We start from the raw sequence: 19,021 nt of genomic DNA on the forward strand, positions 1-19,021 counted from the left end.
AAGCCCTCGCGGATACAGCGCGGGGGCTCCCTGGTTCGGTTGTGTTGCGGTGCTCATCCGGTACCGCCCGGTGCCACCGCGGTGGCGAGCTGCCGGCGCCAGCGGGTGAAGAGCTTGGTGCGGTCCACGCCCAGTACGGCAACCGGCTCTCCGGCGCGGCGGTACACCGCGAGGAAGCTACGGTCGGCCGGGCTGCCGTCCTCGACGGTCACACTGTCGGCCCGCGCCGCGTGCCCGACGAACTGGATCTTCACTCCGTACTGATCGGACCAGAAGTACGGCGGGCGGGACGGGCCGGAGGGCGCGGTGCCACCGGACAGCAGGGCGGCCACGGCCGCCGCCGGGCGCTCCTTGGCGCCGGTCCAGTGCTCGATACGGCGATGGGTACCGAAAGCCGGGTCGTACCAGGCGGCGCAGTCGCCGACCGCGACGACGCCGGGGACGCTCGTGATGCCGTCGGTCCCGCAGCGCACACCACCGTTGTCGAGCGCGACGCCCGACCCCTCCAGCCAGTCGGTGCAGGGGTTCGCGCCGATGCCCACCACGACGATGTCGGCGGGCAGGCTGCGGCCGTCGTCGAGCACGACCGCCTCTACCCGCTGCTTGCCCGCCACCCCTCGCACGCCGGTGCCGCACACCAGGCGAACGCCGTGATCGGCGTGCAACTCCGAGACGGCGGCCGCCATTTCGGGCCCCAACGGACCGGCGAGCGGCGTGGGCCCGGACACAACAAACGTCACGTCCAAGCCCATCACAGCGGCAGTCGAGGCCACTTCGGCACCGACGAAGCCGCCACCGATGACGACCAGCCGGCCACCGTGCGCCAGGTCGTCCCGAAGCGCTCGGGCATCATCGAGCGTGCGCAGTACGTGCACACCGCTCAAGCCCTCGCTACCGGGCAACCTCCGCGCCGCGGCCCCCGTGGCAATCACCACACCGTCCGCGCGCACGGCTCTCCCATCGGCGAGCCGCACCGAGCGCTCCTGCGTCTCCAGCCCGACGGCTCGCGTCCCGAGAACCCACTCGGCGGCGAGCTCCTCACCCTCCGCCTCAAGGGCGAGCTCGCCCTCCTCCACCTTCCCGGTGAGGAACTCCTTCGACAGCGGTGGTCTGTCGTAGGGCCGGTGGGTCTCCTCACCGATGAGGACGAGGCGTCCGTCATAGCCCTGCTTGCGCAGGGCGCGGGCGGCGAAGAGTCCGGCGAGCGAGGCACCGACGACGGCCACGGTCTTCATGCCACCACACCTCCTGCCAGGCGAGCCGCGACGCAGGAGGGCGGCAGGTTCGGCGGGGCGTCGGACAGTGCGACGTAGACCATGCCGTCCTCGATGAGCACCTGGTGCGTACGTACGGGGAGCCTGGCCGGCGGGGCGTCCACGGTGCCGGTACGCAGGTTGAACTTCGAGGCGTGCAGCGGACACTCGACCTCGCACCCCTCCAGCCAGCCGTCGGCCAACGAGGCGTCCTGATGGGTGCAGGTGTCGTCGATCGCATAGACCTCGCCGTCCTCGGTGTGGAACACCGCGACGGGCGGGTCGATCTCGAGCCGGTAGGACTCGCCTCGCGGGATGTCGGTGAGACGACACGCGGGAATCATCATGGCACCTCGTTGCGTATAAAGAAACGGGCTGCGCCTTGCGCAACGAGTCTGCGGCCGCCCTGAACGCGTGTCAAGGCGCTCAAACGAACAACGGATCACCTTTCTTGAGTTGCGCATCACGCAACGCGAATCACTATGCGAAGCACGGGGTCACGGGGTGGACGTGCGTCACCGCGCAGCCGTGAACTTCTTGCGCCAGGCCAGTGCGACGTACACCAGCGCCACCAGCACCGGGACCTCGATCAGCGGGCCCACGACGCCGGACAGGGCCTGGCCGGAGGTGACGCCGAAGGTGGCGATGGCGACGGCGATGGCCAGCTCGAAGTTGTTGCCGGCGGCGGTGAAGGCGAGGGTGGCGGTGCGGTCGTACGCCAGGCCGATGCCCTTGCCGAGGAGGAACGTGCCGAAGAACATCACGGCGAAGTAGACCAGCAGCGGCAGTGCGATCCGGGCGACGTCCAGCGGCTGCGTGGTGATCGTCTTTCCCTGCAGGGCGAAGAGGATGACGATCGTGAAGAGCAGGCCGTACAGGGCCCAGGGGCCGATCTTCGGCAGGAAGTTCGACTCGTAGCGCTCGCGGCCGAGCTTGTTCTCGCCGATGCGGCGGGTGAGGAAGCCGGCGAGCAGCGGGATGCCGAGGAAGACGATCACGTTGAGAGCGATGTGCCAGACCGGGACGTCCAGGCCCTGCCCGTTCCCGAGGCCCAGCCACTGCGGCAGCAGGTCGAGGTAGAACCAGCCGAGCAGGCCGAACGCGATGACCTGGAAGACCGAGTTCAGGGCGACGAGGACGGCGGCGGCCTCGCGGTGGCCGCAGGCCAGGTCGTTCCAGATGATCACCATGGCGATGCAGCGGGCGAGGCCGACGATGATCAGGCCGGTGCGGTACTCGGGCAGGTCGGGCAGGAAGACCCAGGCCAGCGCGAACATGACCGCCGGGCCGACGAGCCAGTTGATGACCAGGGAGGAGAGCATCAGCTTGCGGTCGCCGGTGACGGCGTCCAGCTTGTCGTAACGGACCTTGGCGAGGACCGGGTACATCATGATCAGCAGGCCGAGGGCGATCGGGAGGGAGATGCCGCCGATCTCGACCTTGCTGAGCACGTCACCCAGGCCCGGGATGGCCCGGCCGAGGCCGAGGCCCGCGGCCATGGCCACCAGGATCCAGACCGCCAGGAAGCGGTCGAGCGTGGAGAGCTTGGCGACGATCGAGGCATCCTCACCACTTGGGGGTGCGGTGGTGCCGGGTTCGGTCGCGGTCATCAGCAGGCTCGCTTTCGGTCGGTCTTGATCGTCGTACGTGCAGTGGCGGCCAGCTCACCGAACATCGCCCCCAGCGACTCCAACGCCGCGGGGCGGAGCTTGTAGTAGGTGAAGCGGCCGCACGGCTCGGTCTCCACCACGCCCGCCTCGCGCAGGACGCGGAGGTGGTTGGAGAGATTCGTCTGCCGGGCTCCGGTCTCTGCCACCAGGTGCGTCGTGCACAGGGTCTCGTGAGCGAGGAGGGACACGATCTGAAGCCTGAGCGGGTCGGCGAGGACCCGGATCAGATCAGTATTGGCTGACGTCATCATGGGCTGATACTGTCACATCAGTTACCGCTGACGCCACTGGCTGCTGATATCAACGGCCACTGATGAGAGAGTTCACCGATGCCCGAGCCCGCCAAGCCCTCCGTCCTGTTCGTGTGTGTCCACAACGCCGGGCGCTCTCAGATGGCCGCCGCGTGGCTGTCCCACCTGGCCGGGGACCGGGTCGAGGTACGCTCCGCCGGCTCCGCCCCCGCCGACCGGGTCAACCCGGCCGCCGTCGAGGCCATGCGCGAGGTCGGTATCGACATGTCGGCACAGCAGCCGAAGGTACTGACCGTGGAGGCGGTCCAGGAGTCGGACGTGTGCATCACCATGGGCTGCGGCGACGCCTGCCCCGTCTTTCCCGGCAAGCGCTACCTGGACTGGCAGCTGGACGACCCGGCGGGGCAGGGCGTCGAAGCCGTGCGTCCGATCCGCGATGAGATCAAGCGCCGGGTGGAGAGCCTGATCGCGGAGATCGCCCCGGAGGGGCAGAAGTAGGCGACGCGCGTACCCGGGGGGCGGGTCAGTGGCTGTCCGCCAGCTCCCCGCTCAGCGTCTTGTGCAGGCGGGCGCTGGGCTCGTTCAGGCCGACGATCTCGACGGTCTTGCCGCGCTGGGTGTACTTGGTCTCGATCGCGTCCAGTGCGGCGACGGAGGACGCGTCCCAGACGTGGGCGGCGGTCAGGTCGATGACGACCTTGTCCGGGTCGCCGGCGTAGTCGAACTGCGTGACCAGGTCGTTGGAAGAGGCGAAGAAGAGCTCGCCGGTGACGGAGTAGACGACCTGACCACCATCGGGGTCGGTGACCGCGGTGACGTTCGCCAGATGGGCGACGCGGCGGGCGAAGATGACCATCGCGGTGACCGTGCCGACGACCACGCCGATGGAGAGGTTGTCCGTGGCCACCACCACGATGACCGTGATCACCATGACGGCGGTCTCGCCGACCGGCATCCGCTTGAGCGTGGCGGGCTTGACCGAGTGCCAGTCGAAGGTGCCGACCGAGACCAGGACCATCACCGCGACCAGCGCGGCCATCGGGATCTTCGATACGACCGGGCCGAGGACGATGCAGAGGATCAGGAGGAAGAAGCCGGCCAGGAACGTCGACAGACGAGTACGGGCGCCGTTCTTCACGTTGATCATCGTCTGGCCGATCATCGCGCAGCCGCCCATGCCGCCGAAGAAGCCGGCGGTGATGTTGGCGATGCCCTGGCCGATGGACTCACGCGTCTTGTTGGAGCGGGTGTCGGTGATCTCGTCCACCAGCTTCGCCGTCATCAGCGACTCCATGAGCCCCACCAGGGCCATCGCCAGCGCGTAGGGGGCGATGACGGTGAGGGTGTGCACGCTGAACGGCACGTCCGGCAGGCCCGGGACGGGCAGTGAGGACGGCAGCTTGCCCTTGTCGCCGACGGTGGGGACCGCGATGCCGGCCGCCACGGTGATGACCGTGAGGATGACGATGGAGACCAGCGGCGCGGGCACGGCCTTGGTGACCCTCGGGAAGAGGATCATCAGGACGAGACCCGCGATGACCAGCGGGTAGACCGCCCACGGTACGTCGCGGAGGTTGGGGATCTGGGCGGTGAAGAGCAGGATGCCCAGCGCGTTGACGAAGCCGACCATCACCGAGCGCGGCACGAACCGCATCAGCTTGGCGACCCCCAGCGCACCGAGGGCGATCTGGAAGACGCCGGCGAGGACGGCGGTGGCGAGCAGATAACCCAGCCCGTGCTCGCGGGCGACGGGCGCGACGACCAGGGCGACGGCACCGGTGGACGCGGAAATCATGGCCGGGCGACCGCCGACGAAGGCGATCACCATCGCCATGACACAGGCGGCGAAGAGTCCCACCGTCGGATCGACCCCGGCGATCACCGAGAAGGAGATCGCCTCGGGGATCAGGGCCAGACCGACGACCAGACCGGCCAGGACTTCGGTACGGAAGACCTTGGGCGAGGACAACCAGGCGGGGCGGCCGGCGGCCTGCAGCCGCGCACGGGCGGACGGAAGTGAAGACAACAACGCAGAACCTGTCATGCTCGGGCACGCCCGCTCGGCAGTCGGGAGGGCGTACGAAAGGGGAAACTCTACCCTCCGAGGAATTCGCCGCCACGCTCCGCGCTCGCCTCGAACACAACACGTCGGTCGCTCGGCCCTGAGCCGAGCCCGGCCGGACGCCGTACGCAACGCCGACTGGCGCTCCGGCGGTCCGTCGGGTAGACCCTTGACGTGCTGTTTCGCCAACTCGAATATCTGGTGGCGCTCTCCCGGGAGCGCCATTTCGCGCGTGCCGCCCAGGCGTGCTACGTCTCCCAGCCCGCCCTCTCGGAGGCGATCCGGAAGCTGGAGGAGGAGCTGGATGTACCGCTGGTCCGGCGCGGGCGTACGTATGAGGGGCTCACGCCGGAGGGCGAGCGCATCGTGGTGTGGGCGCAGCGGATCCTCGCCGACCGTGACGCCCTCAAGGACGAGGTCGGCGCGCTGCGCACCGGACTGAGCGGACGGATAAGGATCGGCGCCGTCCCGACGGCGACCGGTGCCGTCTCCCTGCTCATCGACCCGTTCTGCGCGGCGCACCCGCTGGTCACCGTGGACGTCCAGGCGGACCTCCGGTCGGAGGACATTCTCCGGCGGCTGCAGAATTTCGAAATCGATGCCGCCATCAGTTATCTGCGCGAGGGCATTTCCGAGAGTTTCCGGACGGTTCCGCTGTACCAGGAACGGTATGTACTGCTGACCTCGACCGCCGACAATCTGGGCCGTCGGACGACGGCGACCTGGGCGGAGGCGTCGCGGCTGCCGCTGTGTCTGCTGACGGGGACCATGCAGGGCCGCAGGGTACTGGACGAGCTGTTCGCCGAGGCCGGGGTGCGGCCCACGCCCCGCGTGGAGACCGACTCGGTGGCCGCGCTCTTCGCGCACGTCAGGACGGGCCGATGGGCCAGCATCGTGCCGCACGCCTGGTTGCATGTCTTCGGCATCCCGCCCGGCATGCGCGCCGTACCGCTGGTCGAACCCGCCCGGACGGTCCCCATCGGGCTGGTGATGACCGCCCGGGAGCCGGGCTCCGTCATGGCCCGCGCCCTGACGGAGATCGCCCGCCGAACCGACCTCGCCACCGCACTGGAACGACTCCCCGGCGATCCCGTATCGCAATAACCTGTCCCCAATAAGCGGCGCCTATCAAGCAATCGGAAACCCCTCTTTGACTCGTCTCCGTGGATTACCGGAAGGTGATTCGCATGAGCCGCACCGAGATCGAGGATCCCAGCGACGACCTGTCGGTCACCCCGCCGAAGACCTGGGCGACCGGTCTGCCCGCCGTGACGCACGCGCTGGAGTACTCGCTGGGCCAGACGTCCGTGCGGCGCACCGCGTTGACTCTGCTGAACATCAATCAGCCCAAGGGCATCGACTGCCCGGGTTGCGCCTGGCCCGAGCCCGCGCCGGGCGAGCGGCACATGAACGAGTACTGCGAGAACGGCGCCAAGCACATCAACGACGAGGCCACCTCGCGCCGCGTCACCCGGGACTTCTTCCACGAGCACTCGATCGCCGAGCTGGACACCAAGTCCGACTACTGGCTCAACCAGCAGGGCCGGCTGACCGAGCCGATGGTCAAGCGGCCCGGTGCGACGCACTACGAGCCGATCGGCTGGGACGAGGCGTTCGGCCTGCTCGCCGAGGAACTCAAGGCACTGGCCTCCCCCGACGAGGCGCTCTTCTACGTATCGGGTCGGCTCAGCAACGAGGCCGCGTTCCTCCTCCAGCTCTTCGCCCGCGCGTACGGCACCAACAACCTGCCGGACTGCTCCAACATGTGCCACGAGTCCAGCGGATTCGCGATGACGGAGACGTTGGGTATCGGCAAGGGCACCGTCTCGCTGGACGACCTCCACCACTCCGACCTGGTCTTCGTCGTGGGGCAGAACCCGGGTACCAACCACCCGCGGATGCTCTCCGCGCTGGAGGAGACCAAGCGCAACGGCGGTCGGGTCATCGCGGTCAACACACTGCCCGAGGCCGGGCTGATGCGCTTCAAGCACCCGCAGAAGGCGCGCGGTGTGATCGGTCGCGGCACACCGATCGCCGACCAGTTCCTGCACATCCGCGCCGGTGGCGACCTCGCCCTCTTCCAGGCCCTGAACAGGCTGCTGCTGGAGGCCGAGGACGCGGCGCCCGGCACCGTGCTCGACCACGACTTCATCCAGGAACACACCATCGGCAGCGCCGAGTTCGCCGAGCATGTGCGGAAGGTGTCCTGGGAGCACGTCCTCGAAGCGACCGGGCTCACGCGCGAGGAGATCGAGCGCGTGCACGCCCAGGTGCTGAAGAGCAAGAAGATCATCGTGTGCTGGGCGATGGGCCTGACCCAGCACAAGCACGGGGTGCCCACCATCCGCGAGGTCATCAACTTCCTGCTGCTGCGCGGCAACATCGGCAAGCCCGGCGCGGGCGCGTGCCCGGTGCGCGGCCACAGCAACGTCCAGGGCGACCGCACCATGGGCGTGTGGGAGAAGATGCCGCAGAAGTTCCTCGATGCCCTGGAGAAGGAGTTCGGCTTCACGCCGCCCGCCCACCACGGCGTGGACGCGGTGAACGGCATCCACGCGATGTACGAAGGCCGCGCCAAGGTCTTCCTCGGTGTCGCGGGCAACTTCGTACGGGCCACCCCCGACAGCGCGGTCACCGAGGAGGCGATGCGCAAGTGCCGGCTCACCGCGCACATCTCCACCAAGCTCAACCGCTCGCACACGGTCTGCGGTGACACCGCGCTGATCCTGCCCACGCTGGGCCGCAGCGACAAGGACTTCCAGAACGGCGTCGAGCAGTTCATCACCGTCGAGGACTCGATGAGTGATGTCCACGCCTCGCGGGGGAAGCTGCCGCCCGCCTCCCCGCACCTGCTCAGCGAGGTCGCGATCATCAGCAGGCTGGCGCACCGGACCCTGGGGGACGACCCGTTCATTCCCTGGGAGCAGTTCGAGGGCGACTACGGCACCATCCGCGACCGGATATCCCGTGTCGTACCGGGCTTCGAGGACTTCAACGCCCGGGTGGCGAAGCCCGGCGGCTTCCATCTGCCCAACCCGGCCAGCGAGCGGGTCTTCCGCACCCCGAGCGGCAAAGCAGTGTTCACCTCCAACGAATTCACGATGCCGCACGTCCCCGAGGGACATCTGCTGCTGCAGACCCTGCGCTCGCACGACCAGTGGAACACCGTCTGGTACGCCCCCAACGACCGCTACCGCGGCATTCACAACGCCCGCCGGGTCGTACTCGTCAACCCCGCCGATCTGACGGAACTAGGCATCGCCGACCGCGAGTTGGTGGATCTGGTGAGCGTCTGGCACGACGGGAAGGAACGCCGCGCGGAGGACTTCCGCGTCGTCGCTTACCCCGCCAGCCGCGGCTCCGCAGCGGCCTACTACCCGGAAACCAACGTCCTGGTCCCGCTGGACAGCGTCGCCGACTTCAGCAACTGCCCCACCTCCAAGGGCGTGGTGGTCCGCCTGGAGCGCAAGGAGGGGAGCGCGGCGTGGGACGCGTGACCGCACGGCGGCGGGTGCTGCGCATTCGGGACGGGGTGCCCTCGTACCGCCCGGACACGCTGGCCGCCGAGGAGCCGATGGAGATCCGGGTCGGCGGCCGGCCGCTCACCGTGACCATGCGCACCCCGGGCGACGACTTCGACCTCGCAGCCGGTTTCCTGGTCAGCGAGGGGGTGGTGCACGCCGCCGATGACGTTGCAGGCATCCGTTACTGCGCGGGCGCCACGGATGGGGGATCCAACACGTACAACGTGGTCGATGTCGTCCTGGGCCAGGGGGTGGCAGCGCCGGACGCCTCACTGGAGCGCAATTTCTACACCACGTCCTCGTGCGGGCTGTGCGGCAAGGCCAGCCTGGACGCGGTACGTACCTCGGCGGCGTGGTCCGTGGCCGAGGATCCGCTGTGCGTCGGGGCGGAGGTGCTGACCACTCTCCCTGACCAACTGCGGGACGCCCAGCGGGTGTTCGACGTCACGGGCGGGCTGCATGCCGCCGGACTCTTCTCGGCCGACGGCGAGTTGCTTTGTCTGCGTGAAGACGTAGGCCGCCACAACGCCGTCGACAAGGTGCTCGGGCACGCCCTGCGGTCGGGGCTGCTGCCGCTGCGCGGGACGGTACTGATGGTCAGCGGCCGGGCCTCCTTCGAGCTCGTGCAGAAAGCCGTCATGGCCGGCATCCCGATGCTGGCGGCCGTCTCGGCGCCGTCCTCGCTCGCCGTGGACCTGGCGGCGGAGAGCGGGCTGACGCTCGTCGGCTTCCTCCGAGGTACGTCGATGAACGTCTACACCGGGTCCGAGCGCCTGCAACTCCAGCCGGTGGGCTGACTCACGGGAGGCGCGAAGCGACCTCCTGGGCCTTTTCCCGGAGCCAGACATGCGCGGCGTCGTGCGTGTGGACGGGGTGCCACCACAACGCCTCCTGGAGTGGGACCGCCTCGTAAGGGCACTCCATGACCCGGAAGGGTGCGACGCCGCGCAGCAGCTCGGCGAGGCGTTCCTGGACCAGTGCGATGCGGCGGGTGCCCGCCACCAGGTGCGGAATCGCCTGGAAGCTGTCGACGGAGACATCCACCCTGGGCTCGATGCCGAGCATCCCGAGCTGGCGGACGGCGGGCGCGTCGTAGGTGCGTTGGTACGTCACCCACGGCAGCCGGACCAGGTCTTCTCCCCGCAGCCGGTCGCCCACCTCCGGATTGTCCGCGGAGACGAGGAAGACCCACCGGTCACCGTACAGATCCGTCGCGGGGAAGTCGCTGATGATGCCGTGCGGCATGAACAGCCCGTCGACACCGCTCAGCAGGGGGCCGGTGCGCTCGACGATGTCCATGGGGGTCTGCCGGAAGCTGAGGCGCACGTGCGGGGCCTCGCGGTGGACGGTCCGGGCGAGTTCGGCGCCGAAGACGGCGAGCGCGTAGTCGGACGCGATGAAGGTGAAGGTGTGTTCTTCCGTGGCCGGGTCGAAGTCGGCGCGGCTGGTGAAGAGCCGGTCGAGCAGATCGCAGACGGTCGCGGTGCGGTCGAGGAGTACCTGCCCCAGCGCCGTCAGCTCGTACTGACCGCCGGAGCGCGCGAGCAGGTCGTCATCGAAGTGGCGGCGCAGTCGGGCGAGGGCCGCGCTCATGGCGGGCTGGCTCAGGCCGATCCGGCGGCCGGCGTTGGTGACGTTGCGTTCCTCCAGCAAGGCGCGGAGCGCCACCACGAGGTTGAGGTCCAGGCTCGCGAGGTTCATTTTCTGCCTCCGTTTTTATGTGGCTTATGCGCCGTCGTGGTCCGCGCTCACCTGCGGTAATTTACCTGCTGGATGTAGTGCATCCAGGAAATCGATTTCCCGGATCCTGCTGGTCGGGGCCAGATTGGCCGTACGACTTCGGGAGGACATCCAACGTGACAGCCGTAAGCGGTTCGGCCCTGTTCGACGGGCCCTTTGCTCTTGCCACCCTCTCGGCCGCCGACGACTCGGCCGGTGGCCCCTTTCCCGCCCTGGTGACCCCGGACGGCCGGGCGCTGGACCTGCGTGCGGCGCTCGGCGAGCCGGGGCTGACGGTGCGTTCGCTGCTGGAGCGCTGGGACGCGGTACTGCCGCGGCTGACCTCGCTCGCCCATGAACGGGCGGGCGCCTGGCGGCCGTTGGCGGGGCTCCGCGTGCACGCGCCCGTCGAACCGCGGCAGGTCTTCCAGTCCGGTGCGAACTACCGGCAGCACGTCATCGACCTGGAGGCGGCGCACCGGCCCGCGGACGATCCCCGTACGGAGGCCGAGGCCCGCGCCGAGATCGCCGGGCAGATGGACCGACGGGCCGCGGAGGACCTGCCGTACGTGTTCATCGGACTGCCGAGCGCGCTCACCGGCCCGTACGAGGATGTCGTCCTCCCGGCGGGGTGCGCGCAGCCGGACTGGGAGCTGGAGCTGGCCGTGGTGATCTCCCGGCCCGCGTACCGGGTCCCGCTGGAGCGGGCCATGGAGCACGTCGCGGGCTACACCATCGCCAATGATCTGACGGATCGGTCGACGGTCTTCCGCCGGGACATGCCCGCCATCGGCACCGACTGGCTGGCCTGCAAGAACGCCCCGGGCTTCACGCCACTCGGCCCCTGGCTGGTGCCCGCAGGTACCGTCGGCGACCCGGGCGACCTCCAGGTCACACTGAAGCTGAACGGCGAGACCATGCAGGACGAGTCGACCAAGGACATGCTCTTCGGCGTGGCGCGGCTGGTCTCGTACATCTCGCAACGCGCGCGGCTGCTGCCGGGCGACCTGGTGCTGACGGGCAGCCCGGCCGGGAACGGCATGCACTGGGGGCGGCTGCTGCGCGACGGCGATGTCATGGAGGGTTCGGTCACCGGGCTGGGCAGCCAGCGCACCCGTTGCGTGGCGGAGGGCGCCGCGTGATCGACCGTACCGACCCCGAGGGCGCCATAGCCCGCGCCGCCGAGGCGTACTCGAACTGGGGCCGCTGGGGCGCGGACGACGTGCTCGGCACCCTGAACTTCCTCGACGAGGCCAAACGGCGCGAGGGCGCGGCGCTCGTCCGACGCGGCGTCAGCTTTTCGCTGTCGCAGCGGTTCGACATGGACGGCCCGCAGCGGGGCTGGCGGCGCCGCACCAATCCGGTGCACACGATGCTCGACACCGGTACCGACGCGGCCCTCGGCCACCAGGGCTTCCCGCACGGCCTCGGCGGTGCCGACGATGTGATCGCCATGCCGTTGCAGTGCTCCACGCAGTGGGACGGGCTGGGCCACATCTTCGACCACGGCAAGGCGTGGAACGGCCGGGACGCCGCCAAAACCGTCACCTCGGACGGCGATCTGGTCACCGGGATCGAACACATGGCGCCGTACGTGGCCGGGCGCGGCGTCCTTCTCGACGTCGGCCGGGTCGTGGGCACGGACGGTGAACTCCCGGACGGATTCGCCATCTTGGAGGAGCACTTGGTGCGCACCGCCGAGGCGCACGGCGTCCGGGTCGGGCGGGGTGACCTCGTACTCGTACGGACCGGACAGCTGAGCCGCGCGCGCCGCGACGGCTGGGGCGACTACGCGGGCGGCCCGGCCCCCGGCCTGTCCTTCACCACGGCCGGCTGGCTGCATCGCACGGAGATCGCCGCGATCGCCACCGACACCTGGGGCTTCGAGGTCCGGCCCAACGAGTTCGACCATGCCTTCCAGCCGCTGCACCAGGTGACCATCCCCAACATGGGCCTGCTGATCGGCGAGATGTGGGACGCGGATGCGCTCGCCGCGGACTGCGCGGCGGACGGGGTGTACGAGTTCTGGCTCACCGCCGCTCCCCTGCCGATCACCGGAGCCGTCGGGTCGCCCGTCAACCCGATCGCCGTCAAGTAGCCCACGCGGCCCGACCAGGGGAGGAACCCCGCTATGACCCCCACCCGTTCCGTCCTCGTCATCGGCGGCGGAGTCGCCGGCAACGGCATCACCGTACTGCTGCGCCGCGCCGGAATCGACGTCGATCTGATCGAGGCCAAGGCCGACTGGAACGCCACCAAGGGCTCCGGCATCACCCTCCAGGGCACCGCCCTGCGCGTCCTGCGCGAGATCGGCGTCTGGGAGCGCGTACATGAACTGGGCTATGCCTTCGACGACTTGGGGTTCATCGCCCCCGACGGTACGGTGCTCCGCGCCCAGCAGGACATCCGGACCGGCGGTGACGATCTGCCCGCCACGGTCGGCATGCAACGCCCGCAACTGCAACAGATCCTCATCGATGCCGTACGTGCCTCCGGCGCCACCGTGCGCCTCGGTGTCACCGCCACCGCGCTGGACCAGGACGCCGACGGCGTGTCGGTCACCTTCAGCGACGGCACGACCGGCCGTTATGACGTGGTGGTCGCCGCCGACGGCATCGGCTCCGCCACCCGCACACTGATCGGTATCGAGGACAAGCCCGAGCCCACCGGCATGGCCATCTGGCGTGCCGCGGCGCCCCGTCCGGCCCGGGTGACCCGGACCGAGATCGCCTACGGCGGCGCCTGCTTCATCGCCGGTTACTGCCCCACGGGCGAGGACACGCTCTACGCGTACCTGGCCGAGCGCAACCGCGACCGGTCGTCGATCGACCCCGCGTCGTACGCCGAGGAAATGCGCGGGCTCGCCGAGCACTACGGCGGCGCCTGGGACGAGATCCGCGCGTCGCTCACCGACCCGGATCAGGTCAACTACACCTGGTTCGACCGGCACTTGGTCGAAGGCCCCTGGCACCGCGGCCGGGTCGTCCTGATCGGCGACGCCGCCCACGCCTGCCCGCCGACCCTCGCCCAGGGAGCCGCAATGTCGCTGGAGGACGCGCAGGTCCTCGCCGAGCTGCTGACCACCCGTGCCGAGTGGGACGACCGGCTGTTCCGCGACTACCGCGACCGGCGCTTTCCCCGCGTCCGGACGGTCGTCGACGCCTCCGTGCAGATCGGCCAGTGGCAGCTGGACGGCGTACGCGACGCCGACATGCCCGGCCTCATCGGCCGCACCCTGACCACCCTCCGGGAGGCCCCGTGAGCACCACACCCACCGTCGACGTCCATGCCCACGTCCTCCTCCCCCAGGTGGAAGCGGCGGTCGCCGGCCACCCCGGCCTCGCCGAAGCGCGCGCCCTGGACGCCCGCCGCAACGGCCCCGAGGCCCTGGCCGTCAACGGCCCGATGGTCCGCGACCGCATCCCCCGGCTGACGGACGCCACGGCCCGCCTCGCGGCCATGGACGCAGCCGGCGTGGACATCCAGCTCGTCTCGCCGTCCCCCTCGCACTACCACTACTGGGCCGACGAGCAGCTCGCCGAGAAGGTGTGCCGACTCGCCAACGAGGCAACGGCGGCACACTGTTCGGCCGCCCCCGACCGGCTGCACGGCCTCGGACTCGTACCGCTCCAGCACCCGACGCTCGCCGTCGACGTACTTCAACACGCGCTGTCCCAGGGCCTGCTGGGCGTGGAGATCTCCTCCCACGCGCCCGGCCGGGAGCTGTCCGACCCCGCGTACGAACCCTTCTGGTCACACGCCGAGGAGACCGGGGCACTCCTCTTCCTGCACCCCTTCGGCTGCACCCTCGACGCGCGGCTGGACCGCTGGTACCTGTCCAACACGGTCGGCCAGCCCACGGAGAACGCCGTCGCGCTCTCCCACCTGATCTTCTCGGGGGTGCTCGACCGCCACCCGGGGCTGAAGATCATCGCCGCACACGGCGGCGGCTATCTGCCCACCCACATCGGCCGCAGCGATCACGCCTGGCGGGCCCGCCCCGACGCGCGTCGCGGCTGCGCCCGCGAACCCAGCAGCTATCTGCGGCAGTTGCATTTCGATTCCCTCGTCCACGACCCGTACGTACTCCGTGAGCTGATCCGTGTCGCGGGCCCCGGCCGGGTTCTCCTCGGCTCCGACTTCCCCTTCGACATGGGGACCGAGGACCCGCTCGGCGCCCTGCGCGCCGCCCGGCTACCGGACGCCGACTTCCACGCCGTACGCGGCGGCAACGCCATCGCCCTCCTCCGGAAGGACTGACACCATGCGCCCGCTCACCCACCTCCGACACGTCGATCTCGCCGTCCCCGACTACGACAAGCAGCTCGACTTCTACGCCGGCATCTGGGGCCTGACCAAGGTCGCCGAGGACTCCGGCATCTCCTTCCTGGCCGCGGAGGGGTCACCCGAACAGTACGTCGTGCGGCTGCGGAAGGCCGACGAGAAGCGCCTCGACCTCGTCTCGTACGGGGCGGCGAGCGCGGCCGACGTGGACACGCTGGCCGAGCAACTGCTCGCAGGGGGCGCGCAGTTGATAACGCGACCCGGCACTGTCGACACTCCTGGCGGCGGTTACGGTTTCCGCTTCTTCGACATCGACGGACGCACCATCGAGGTCTCCGCCGATGTCGAGGTCCGACAGCACCGCAAGATCGAGGAGAAGGAAGCGATCCCGGTCAAGCTGTCGCACGTCGTCCTCAACTCCCCCGACCTCAACCGCACCCGGGAGTGGTACGAGCGCCACCTCGGCTTCCGGCTCTCCGACACGCTCTCCTCACCCCACATGGGCGAGGTCATGCACTTCATGCGGATCAGCAACCAGCACCACTCCATGGCCATCGCCCAGGGCCCGCACACCGCCCTGCACCACGTCTCGTTCGAGATGCGCGGCATCGACGAGTACATGCGCGGCTCCGGCCGGGTGATGCGCGCGGGCCACCGCAAGATCTGGGGCCCCGGGCGGCACATGGCGGGTGACAACACCTTCACGTACTTCCTCGACCCGCACGGCAACACCGTCGAGTACACGACGGAGTTGGAGCTGCTGGACGAGGACACCTGGCATCCGCACATCTACGACTTCTCGCAGCCCGAGGTCACCGACCAGTGGGGCACGGCGAACCCGATGAACGAGCTGATCGCCAAGGAGTCCTTCAACGATGTCGACCGCGGCGTGTTCGTCGCCCCGCCGGTGTGAGGCACCCATGCGCATAGCCAGCTACCTCCACCAGGGCCGCCGTCGGTGCGGCGTCGTCGAGGACACCGTCGTACGTGCCCTGCCGGACGGCATCGCGCCGGTCGACGCCGTCGGGGTGCGGCCGGTGGGCCCCGCCGTCCCGCTGGCCGACGTACGACTGTTGCCGCCCGTCCAGCCGCCCACCGTCCGGGACTTCGTCACGTTCGAGGAACACGTCGAGGGCGTCCGACGGTCGGTCGACGGGGCCTCCGGCGTGCCGGACGCCTGGTACGAGGCCCCCGTCTTCTACTTCACCAACCCCTACGCGGTCATCGGTCCGTACGATGACGTCCCCATGCCGCCGGGATCACGGCTGTTCGACTTCGAGCTGGAGGTGGCCGCCGTCATCGGGCGCGCGGGCCGCGACCTCACGCCGGAGCAGGCTCGCGAGCACATCGTCGGCTACACCGTCCTCAACGACTGGTCGGCGCGTGACCTCCAGTCCGCCGAGATGAAGGTCGGCCTCGGGCCCTGCAAGGGCAAGGACACCGCCACGACGCTGGGCCCGTACCTGGTGACGGCGGACGAGCTGGAGCCGTACCGCGATGCCGACGGATTCTTCCGCCTCGCCCTGACCGCCGCCGTCAACGGCGAGGTCGTCGGCAGGGACCTGCTGTCCCACATGAGCTGGACCTTCGAGGAGATGGCCGCCTACGCGTCGCGCGGCACGTATGTCATGCCCGGCGATGTGCTCGGCTCCGGGACCTGCGGCAACGGCGGCTGCCTCGCCGAGCTGTGGGGCCGGCGAGGCGACCGTACGCCACCACCACTGCAGCCCGGCGACACCGTCACCCTCACCGTCGAGGGTCTCGGCAGTGTGTCCAACACGGTGGTGGCAGGGGCCGCCCCAGTACCCCTGCCCACCGCCCGCAGGCGCCCCAGGACCCGGCCGTGACCGACTCCCGACAGTGCGTCAGCTGCGGGCGCGTTGGGTGGCCGCGATGCAGCCGAGCACGATCAGGGCGGTGACGGCGGCGAGGGGAGCGAGCTGCTCCCCCATGAACAGGACCGACCAGACCAGGGTCAACAGGGGCTGGGCGAGCTGGATCTGGCTCGCCCTGGGCACCCCGATGACGGCCATCCCGCGATACCACGCGACGAACCCACCGAACTGGGAGATGAGGGCGATGTAGGCCATGCCGACGACCGCCTTGCCGGTCAGCTGCACCGGCTCCGCGGGCAGGGCGAAGGCGGTGACCAGGGCGGATACGGGGAGCGCTGCGACGACGCCCCAGGCGATGACCTGCCAGCCGGGCATGTGGGAGGCGAGCCGGCCGCCCTGCGCGTACCCGGCGGCGCACACCAGCAGGGCGCCGAAGAGGTAGAGGTCGCCGAGGGTCGGCAGGCCGTGGTTCTGCTGGAGGGTGAAGGCGGCCACGGCAACGGCGCCGAGCACGGCGGCCGTCCAGAACACGCGCGACGGCCGTCGGCCGGTCAGTACCGCGGAGACGGCGGCGGTGGCCAGCGGCAGCATGCCGATCACGACGGCGGAGTGCGCGGTGGTGGAGGTCTGCAGGGCGAGCGTGGACAGCAACGGGAAGCCGATGGCGCAGCCGCCGGCCACCGTGAGCAGGGCGGGCCAGTGCTGCCGCGCGGGCACCGGCACCCGGGCCCCGTACAGGCAGGCCGCGGCGAGCAGCCCCGCCAGCAGACCTCGTACGCCGGTCGCCGTCCACGGGCCGAAGCCGTCCAGGGCCCACACGGTGGCCGGGAAACTGAAGGAGAAAGAAACCACGCCGAGAGCGGCCAGCAGAGTACCGCTGCGGGCACTTCCGTTCCGGGGAGTAGCGCTCCCGACCGCTATCGCCGAAGACTGAGTAGCGCTATCTTGTACTGTCATGAATGAGAGTAGCAGTGTCGCTCAATTGGCCGCGACCTTGCGGAATGAGCTGAACCGCTATCCGGAAGGGGAGAAGCTCCCGTCGAGCCGGGCATTGGTCACGCAGTACCAGGTCAGTCCGGTGACCGTCTCCCGGGCCATCGCGACCCTCGCCGCCGAGGGGCTCGTCACCTCCCGGCCCGGCGCCGGTGTCTTCAAGGCCACCGCGCGCCGCGTCGCGGGCGCGCTCGGCGATGTCTCCTGGCAGGAGGTGGCGCTGAGCGCGGATCCCCCGCACTCCACCGTCGACGCGGGGCCCCGCAACATGGACGCCGCCGGTGTCCTGGCCACCCTCACCACCCCACCGCCCGAGGTCATCGACCTCAACGGCGGCTATCTGCACGCCACGCTCCAGCCGGAACGTGCGCTGGCCGCCGCGCTGGCCCGGGCCGGCCGCAGGCCCGGGACGTGGTCGCGTCCCCCGGTGGAGGGCCTGACCGAGCTGCGGGAGTGGTTCGCGCGCGACATCAGCGGGCCGGGCGGCTCGCTCAACTCCTCGGACGTGCTGATCACCGCCGGGGGCCAGAGCTCCCTCACCACTGCGCTGCGGGCCCTGGCCGCGCCCGGCTCTCCGGTCCTGGTCGAGTCGCCCACCTATCCCGGCATACTCGCCGTCGCCCGCGCCGCCGGGCTGCGGCCCGTACCGGTACCGGTCGACGCCGACGGGGTACGCACCGACCTGCTCGCCGACGCATTCGAGGCCACCCGCGCCCGGGTCTTCGTCTGCCAGCCCCTCTTCCACAACCCCACCGGCACCGTCCTCTCCCCCCAACGGCGCACCGAGGTACTCGACATCGCCCGGGCTGCCGGTGCCTTCGTCATCGAGGACGACTTCGCCCGCCGCCTGGTGCACGCCGACTCCCCGCCACTGCCACTCCCCCTTGCCGCCGACGACTCGGACGGCGTCGTCGTCCACGTACGCTCGCTCACCAAGGCGGCCTCCCCCAGCCTGCGCATCGGAGCCCTCTCCGCCCGCGGCCCGGCACTGGAACGGCTGCGCGCCATCCAGGTCGTCGACAGCTTCTTCGTCCCCCGCCCGTTGCAGGAAACCGCCCTCGAACTGGTCGGCTCCCCCGCCTGGACCAGCCACCTGCGCGCACTCGCCACCGCCCTGCGCGAGCGCCGCACCGCCCTGCTCACCGCGCTCGCCGACACACTGCCCGCACTCGTACCGCCCCGGCCTCCGCACGGCGGCTACCACCTGTGGCTGCGCCTCCCCGACGGCACCGACGAACACACCGTCGCCGCAACCGCCCTCCGCCACGGCGTAGCAGTCACCCCCGGCACCCCGTACTTCACCGCCGAACCCCCGGCCCCCCACCTCCGCCTGAGCTACGTCAGCACCCCGGGCCCGGCCCAACTCAAGGAGGGCGTACAACGCCTCAGCGAGGCCCTGCCCGGGGTGTGAGGGGGGAGCGGGGACCCCA

General features: G+C 70.1%; 18 protein-coding genes. 11 read left to right on the forward strand and 7 right to left on the reverse strand.

Features of this window, described 5'->3' with window-relative positions; all coding sequences use genetic code 11:
* Nucleotides 1–53 precede the first annotated feature (53 nt).
* The 4 genes from AB0I82_RS14865 to AB0I82_RS14880 all read right to left on the reverse strand — a co-directional run bounded on the left by AB0I82_RS14865 (nucleotide 54) and on the right by AB0I82_RS14880 (nucleotide 3,174).
* Nucleotides 54–1,235 carry an FAD-dependent oxidoreductase gene (locus AB0I82_RS14865; RefSeq protein WP_363257619.1) on the reverse strand — a complete coding sequence of 394 codons (1,182 nt, stop codon included), beginning with the start codon at nucleotides 1,233–1,235 and terminating at the stop codon, nucleotides 54–56.
* Nucleotides 1,232–1,600 carry a bifunctional 3-phenylpropionate/cinnamic acid dioxygenase ferredoxin subunit gene (locus tag AB0I82_RS14870; RefSeq protein ID WP_363257620.1) on the reverse strand — a complete coding sequence of 123 codons (369 nt, stop codon included), beginning with the start codon at nucleotides 1,598–1,600 and terminating at the stop codon, nucleotides 1,232–1,234. Before AB0I82_RS14870 ends, AB0I82_RS14865 begins: the two co-directional genes overlap by 4 nt.
* A 168-nt stretch (nucleotides 1,601–1,768) precedes the next feature.
* Complete coding sequence (gene arsB, locus AB0I82_RS14875; RefSeq protein WP_363257622.1) at nucleotides 1,769–2,863, reverse strand: ACR3 family arsenite efflux transporter; 1,095 nt, start codon at nucleotides 2,861–2,863, stop codon at nucleotides 1,769–1,771.
* Nucleotides 2,863–3,174 (reverse strand): metalloregulator ArsR/SmtB family transcription factor, encoded by a 312-nt coding sequence (locus tag AB0I82_RS14880; RefSeq protein ID WP_363257623.1) that lies wholly within the window; start codon nucleotides 3,172–3,174, stop codon nucleotides 2,863–2,865. Before AB0I82_RS14880 ends, arsB begins: the two co-directional genes overlap by 1 nt.
* 78 nt (nucleotides 3,175–3,252) lie before the next feature.
* Here AB0I82_RS14880 and AB0I82_RS14885 point away from each other — a divergent pair, with 78 nt between their 5' ends.
* The gene (locus AB0I82_RS14885) at nucleotides 3,253–3,672 is read left to right on the forward strand and encodes an arsenate reductase ArsC (protein WP_363257625.1); all 420 of its coding nucleotides are present in this window, start codon (nucleotides 3,253–3,255) and stop codon (nucleotides 3,670–3,672) included.
* 25 nt (nucleotides 3,673–3,697) lie between these two features.
* On the opposite strand, the gene AB0I82_RS14890 is transcribed toward AB0I82_RS14885, so the two are convergent.
* A complete protein-coding gene (locus AB0I82_RS14890) occupies nucleotides 3,698–5,218 on the reverse strand; it encodes a SulP family inorganic anion transporter (protein WP_363257626.1) in 1,521 nt (506 codons plus the stop codon).
* A 192-nt stretch (nucleotides 5,219–5,410) separates the two neighbouring features.
* Here AB0I82_RS14890 and AB0I82_RS14895 point away from each other — a divergent pair, with 192 nt between their 5' ends.
* The 3 genes from AB0I82_RS14895 to fdhD all read left to right on the forward strand — a co-directional run bounded on the left by AB0I82_RS14895 (nucleotide 5,411) and on the right by fdhD (nucleotide 9,557).
* Entirely contained in the window at nucleotides 5,411–6,340 is a 930-nt protein-coding gene (locus AB0I82_RS14895) for a LysR family transcriptional regulator (RefSeq protein WP_363257627.1), read from the forward strand.
* 83 nt (nucleotides 6,341–6,423) lie between these two features.
* Nucleotides 6,424–8,733, forward strand: coding sequence for an FdhF/YdeP family oxidoreductase (locus AB0I82_RS14900; protein WP_363257628.1), 2,310 nt, complete (start codon nucleotides 6,424–6,426; stop codon nucleotides 8,731–8,733).
* Nucleotides 8,721–9,557, forward strand: a complete 837-nt coding sequence (fdhD, locus tag AB0I82_RS14905; RefSeq protein ID WP_363257630.1) for a formate dehydrogenase accessory sulfurtransferase FdhD — start codon at nucleotides 8,721–8,723, stop codon at nucleotides 9,555–9,557. Before AB0I82_RS14900 ends, fdhD begins: the two co-directional genes overlap by 13 nt.
* Before the next feature lies 1 nt (nucleotide 9,558).
* Here fdhD and AB0I82_RS14910 read toward each other — a convergent pair whose 3' ends face one another.
* On the reverse strand, nucleotides 9,559–10,461 hold the full coding sequence (locus AB0I82_RS14910; RefSeq protein WP_363257631.1) for a LysR family transcriptional regulator: 903 nt from the start codon (nucleotides 10,459–10,461) through the stop codon (nucleotides 9,559–9,561).
* Between the two features lie 155 nt (nucleotides 10,462–10,616).
* Here AB0I82_RS14910 and AB0I82_RS14915 point away from each other — a divergent pair, with 155 nt between their 5' ends.
* The 6 genes from AB0I82_RS14915 to AB0I82_RS14940 are packed head-to-tail and all read left to right on the forward strand — an operon-like array spanning nucleotide 10,617 to nucleotide 16,610.
* Nucleotides 10,617–11,621: a fumarylacetoacetate hydrolase family protein gene (locus AB0I82_RS14915; protein ID WP_363257632.1), complete on the forward strand. Its 1,005-nt coding sequence runs from the start codon at nucleotides 10,617–10,619 to the stop codon at nucleotides 11,619–11,621.
* Complete coding sequence (locus AB0I82_RS14920; RefSeq protein ID WP_363257747.1) at nucleotides 11,621–12,577, forward strand: cyclase family protein; 957 nt, start codon at nucleotides 11,621–11,623, stop codon at nucleotides 12,575–12,577. Before AB0I82_RS14915 ends, AB0I82_RS14920 begins: the two co-directional genes overlap by 1 nt.
* A 33-nt stretch (nucleotides 12,578–12,610) precedes the next feature.
* Nucleotides 12,611–13,741, forward strand: coding sequence for an FAD-dependent oxidoreductase (locus AB0I82_RS14925; protein ID WP_363257633.1), 1,131 nt, complete (start codon nucleotides 12,611–12,613; stop codon nucleotides 13,739–13,741).
* Nucleotides 13,738–14,739, forward strand: a complete 1,002-nt coding sequence (locus tag AB0I82_RS14930; RefSeq protein ID WP_363257635.1) for an amidohydrolase family protein — start codon at nucleotides 13,738–13,740, stop codon at nucleotides 14,737–14,739. The genes AB0I82_RS14925 and AB0I82_RS14930 overlap by 4 nt, the downstream gene beginning before the upstream one ends.
* A gap of 4 nt (nucleotides 14,740–14,743) precedes the next feature.
* Complete coding sequence (locus AB0I82_RS14935) at nucleotides 14,744–15,676, forward strand: VOC family protein (RefSeq protein ID WP_363257636.1); 933 nt, start codon at nucleotides 14,744–14,746, stop codon at nucleotides 15,674–15,676.
* A 7-nt stretch (nucleotides 15,677–15,683) separates the two neighbouring features.
* Nucleotides 15,684–16,610 carry a fumarylacetoacetate hydrolase family protein gene (locus tag AB0I82_RS14940; protein WP_363257637.1) on the forward strand — a complete coding sequence of 309 codons (927 nt, stop codon included), beginning with the start codon at nucleotides 15,684–15,686 and terminating at the stop codon, nucleotides 16,608–16,610.
* A gap of 18 nt (nucleotides 16,611–16,628) precedes the next feature.
* On the opposite strand, the gene AB0I82_RS14945 is transcribed toward AB0I82_RS14940, so the two are convergent.
* Complete coding sequence (locus tag AB0I82_RS14945) at nucleotides 16,629–17,450, reverse strand: DMT family transporter (protein WP_363257638.1); 822 nt, start codon at nucleotides 17,448–17,450, stop codon at nucleotides 16,629–16,631.
* 103 nt (nucleotides 17,451–17,553) lie between these two features.
* Between AB0I82_RS14945 and AB0I82_RS14950 the strand changes: the two genes are divergently transcribed.
* Entirely contained in the window at nucleotides 17,554–19,002 is a 1,449-nt protein-coding gene (locus AB0I82_RS14950; protein ID WP_363257639.1) for a PLP-dependent aminotransferase family protein, read from the forward strand.
* Nucleotides 19,003–19,021 lie beyond the last annotated feature (19 nt).

It is taken from the genome of Streptomyces sp. NPDC050315 (genome assembly GCF_040655775.1).
Taxonomy (GTDB): Bacteria; Actinomycetota; Actinomycetes; order Streptomycetales; family Streptomycetaceae; genus Streptomyces.

What these genes read in the sequence shown, in the direction of transcription:
- arsB (WP_363257622.1), bottom strand. Translation starts at nt 2,863, where the DNA reads ATGACCGCGACCGAACCCGGCACCACCGCACCCCCAAGTGGTGAGGAT.
- AB0I82_RS14925 (WP_363257633.1), top strand. Translation starts at nt 12,611, where the DNA reads ATGACCCCCACCCGTTCCGTCCTCGTCATCGGCGGCGGAGTCGCCGGC.
- AB0I82_RS14885 (WP_363257625.1), top strand. Translation starts at nt 3,253, where the DNA reads ATGCCCGAGCCCGCCAAGCCCTCCGTCCTGTTCGTGTGTGTCCACAAC.
- AB0I82_RS14865 (WP_363257619.1), bottom strand. Translation starts at nt 1,235, where the DNA reads ATGAAGACCGTGGCCGTCGTCGGTGCCTCGCTCGCCGGACTCTTCGCC.
- AB0I82_RS14890 (WP_363257626.1), bottom strand. Translation starts at nt 5,218, where the DNA reads ATGACAGGTTCTGCGTTGTTGTCTTCACTTCCGTCCGCCCGTGCGCGG.
- AB0I82_RS14900 (WP_363257628.1), top strand. Translation starts at nt 6,424, where the DNA reads ATGAGCCGCACCGAGATCGAGGATCCCAGCGACGACCTGTCGGTCACC.
- AB0I82_RS14910 (WP_363257631.1), bottom strand. Translation starts at nt 10,461, where the DNA reads ATGAACCTCGCGAGCCTGGACCTCAACCTCGTGGTGGCGCTCCGCGCC.
- AB0I82_RS14880 (WP_363257623.1), bottom strand. Translation starts at nt 3,174, where the DNA reads ATGATGACGTCAGCCAATACTGATCTGATCCGGGTCCTCGCCGACCCG.
- AB0I82_RS14950 (WP_363257639.1), top strand. Translation starts at nt 17,554, where the DNA reads ATGAATGAGAGTAGCAGTGTCGCTCAATTGGCCGCGACCTTGCGGAAT.
- AB0I82_RS14870 (WP_363257620.1), bottom strand. Translation starts at nt 1,600, where the DNA reads ATGATGATTCCCGCGTGTCGTCTCACCGACATCCCGCGAGGCGAGTCC.
- AB0I82_RS14935 (WP_363257636.1), top strand. Translation starts at nt 14,744, where the DNA reads ATGCGCCCGCTCACCCACCTCCGACACGTCGATCTCGCCGTCCCCGAC.
- AB0I82_RS14940 (WP_363257637.1), top strand. Translation starts at nt 15,684, where the DNA reads ATGCGCATAGCCAGCTACCTCCACCAGGGCCGCCGTCGGTGCGGCGTC.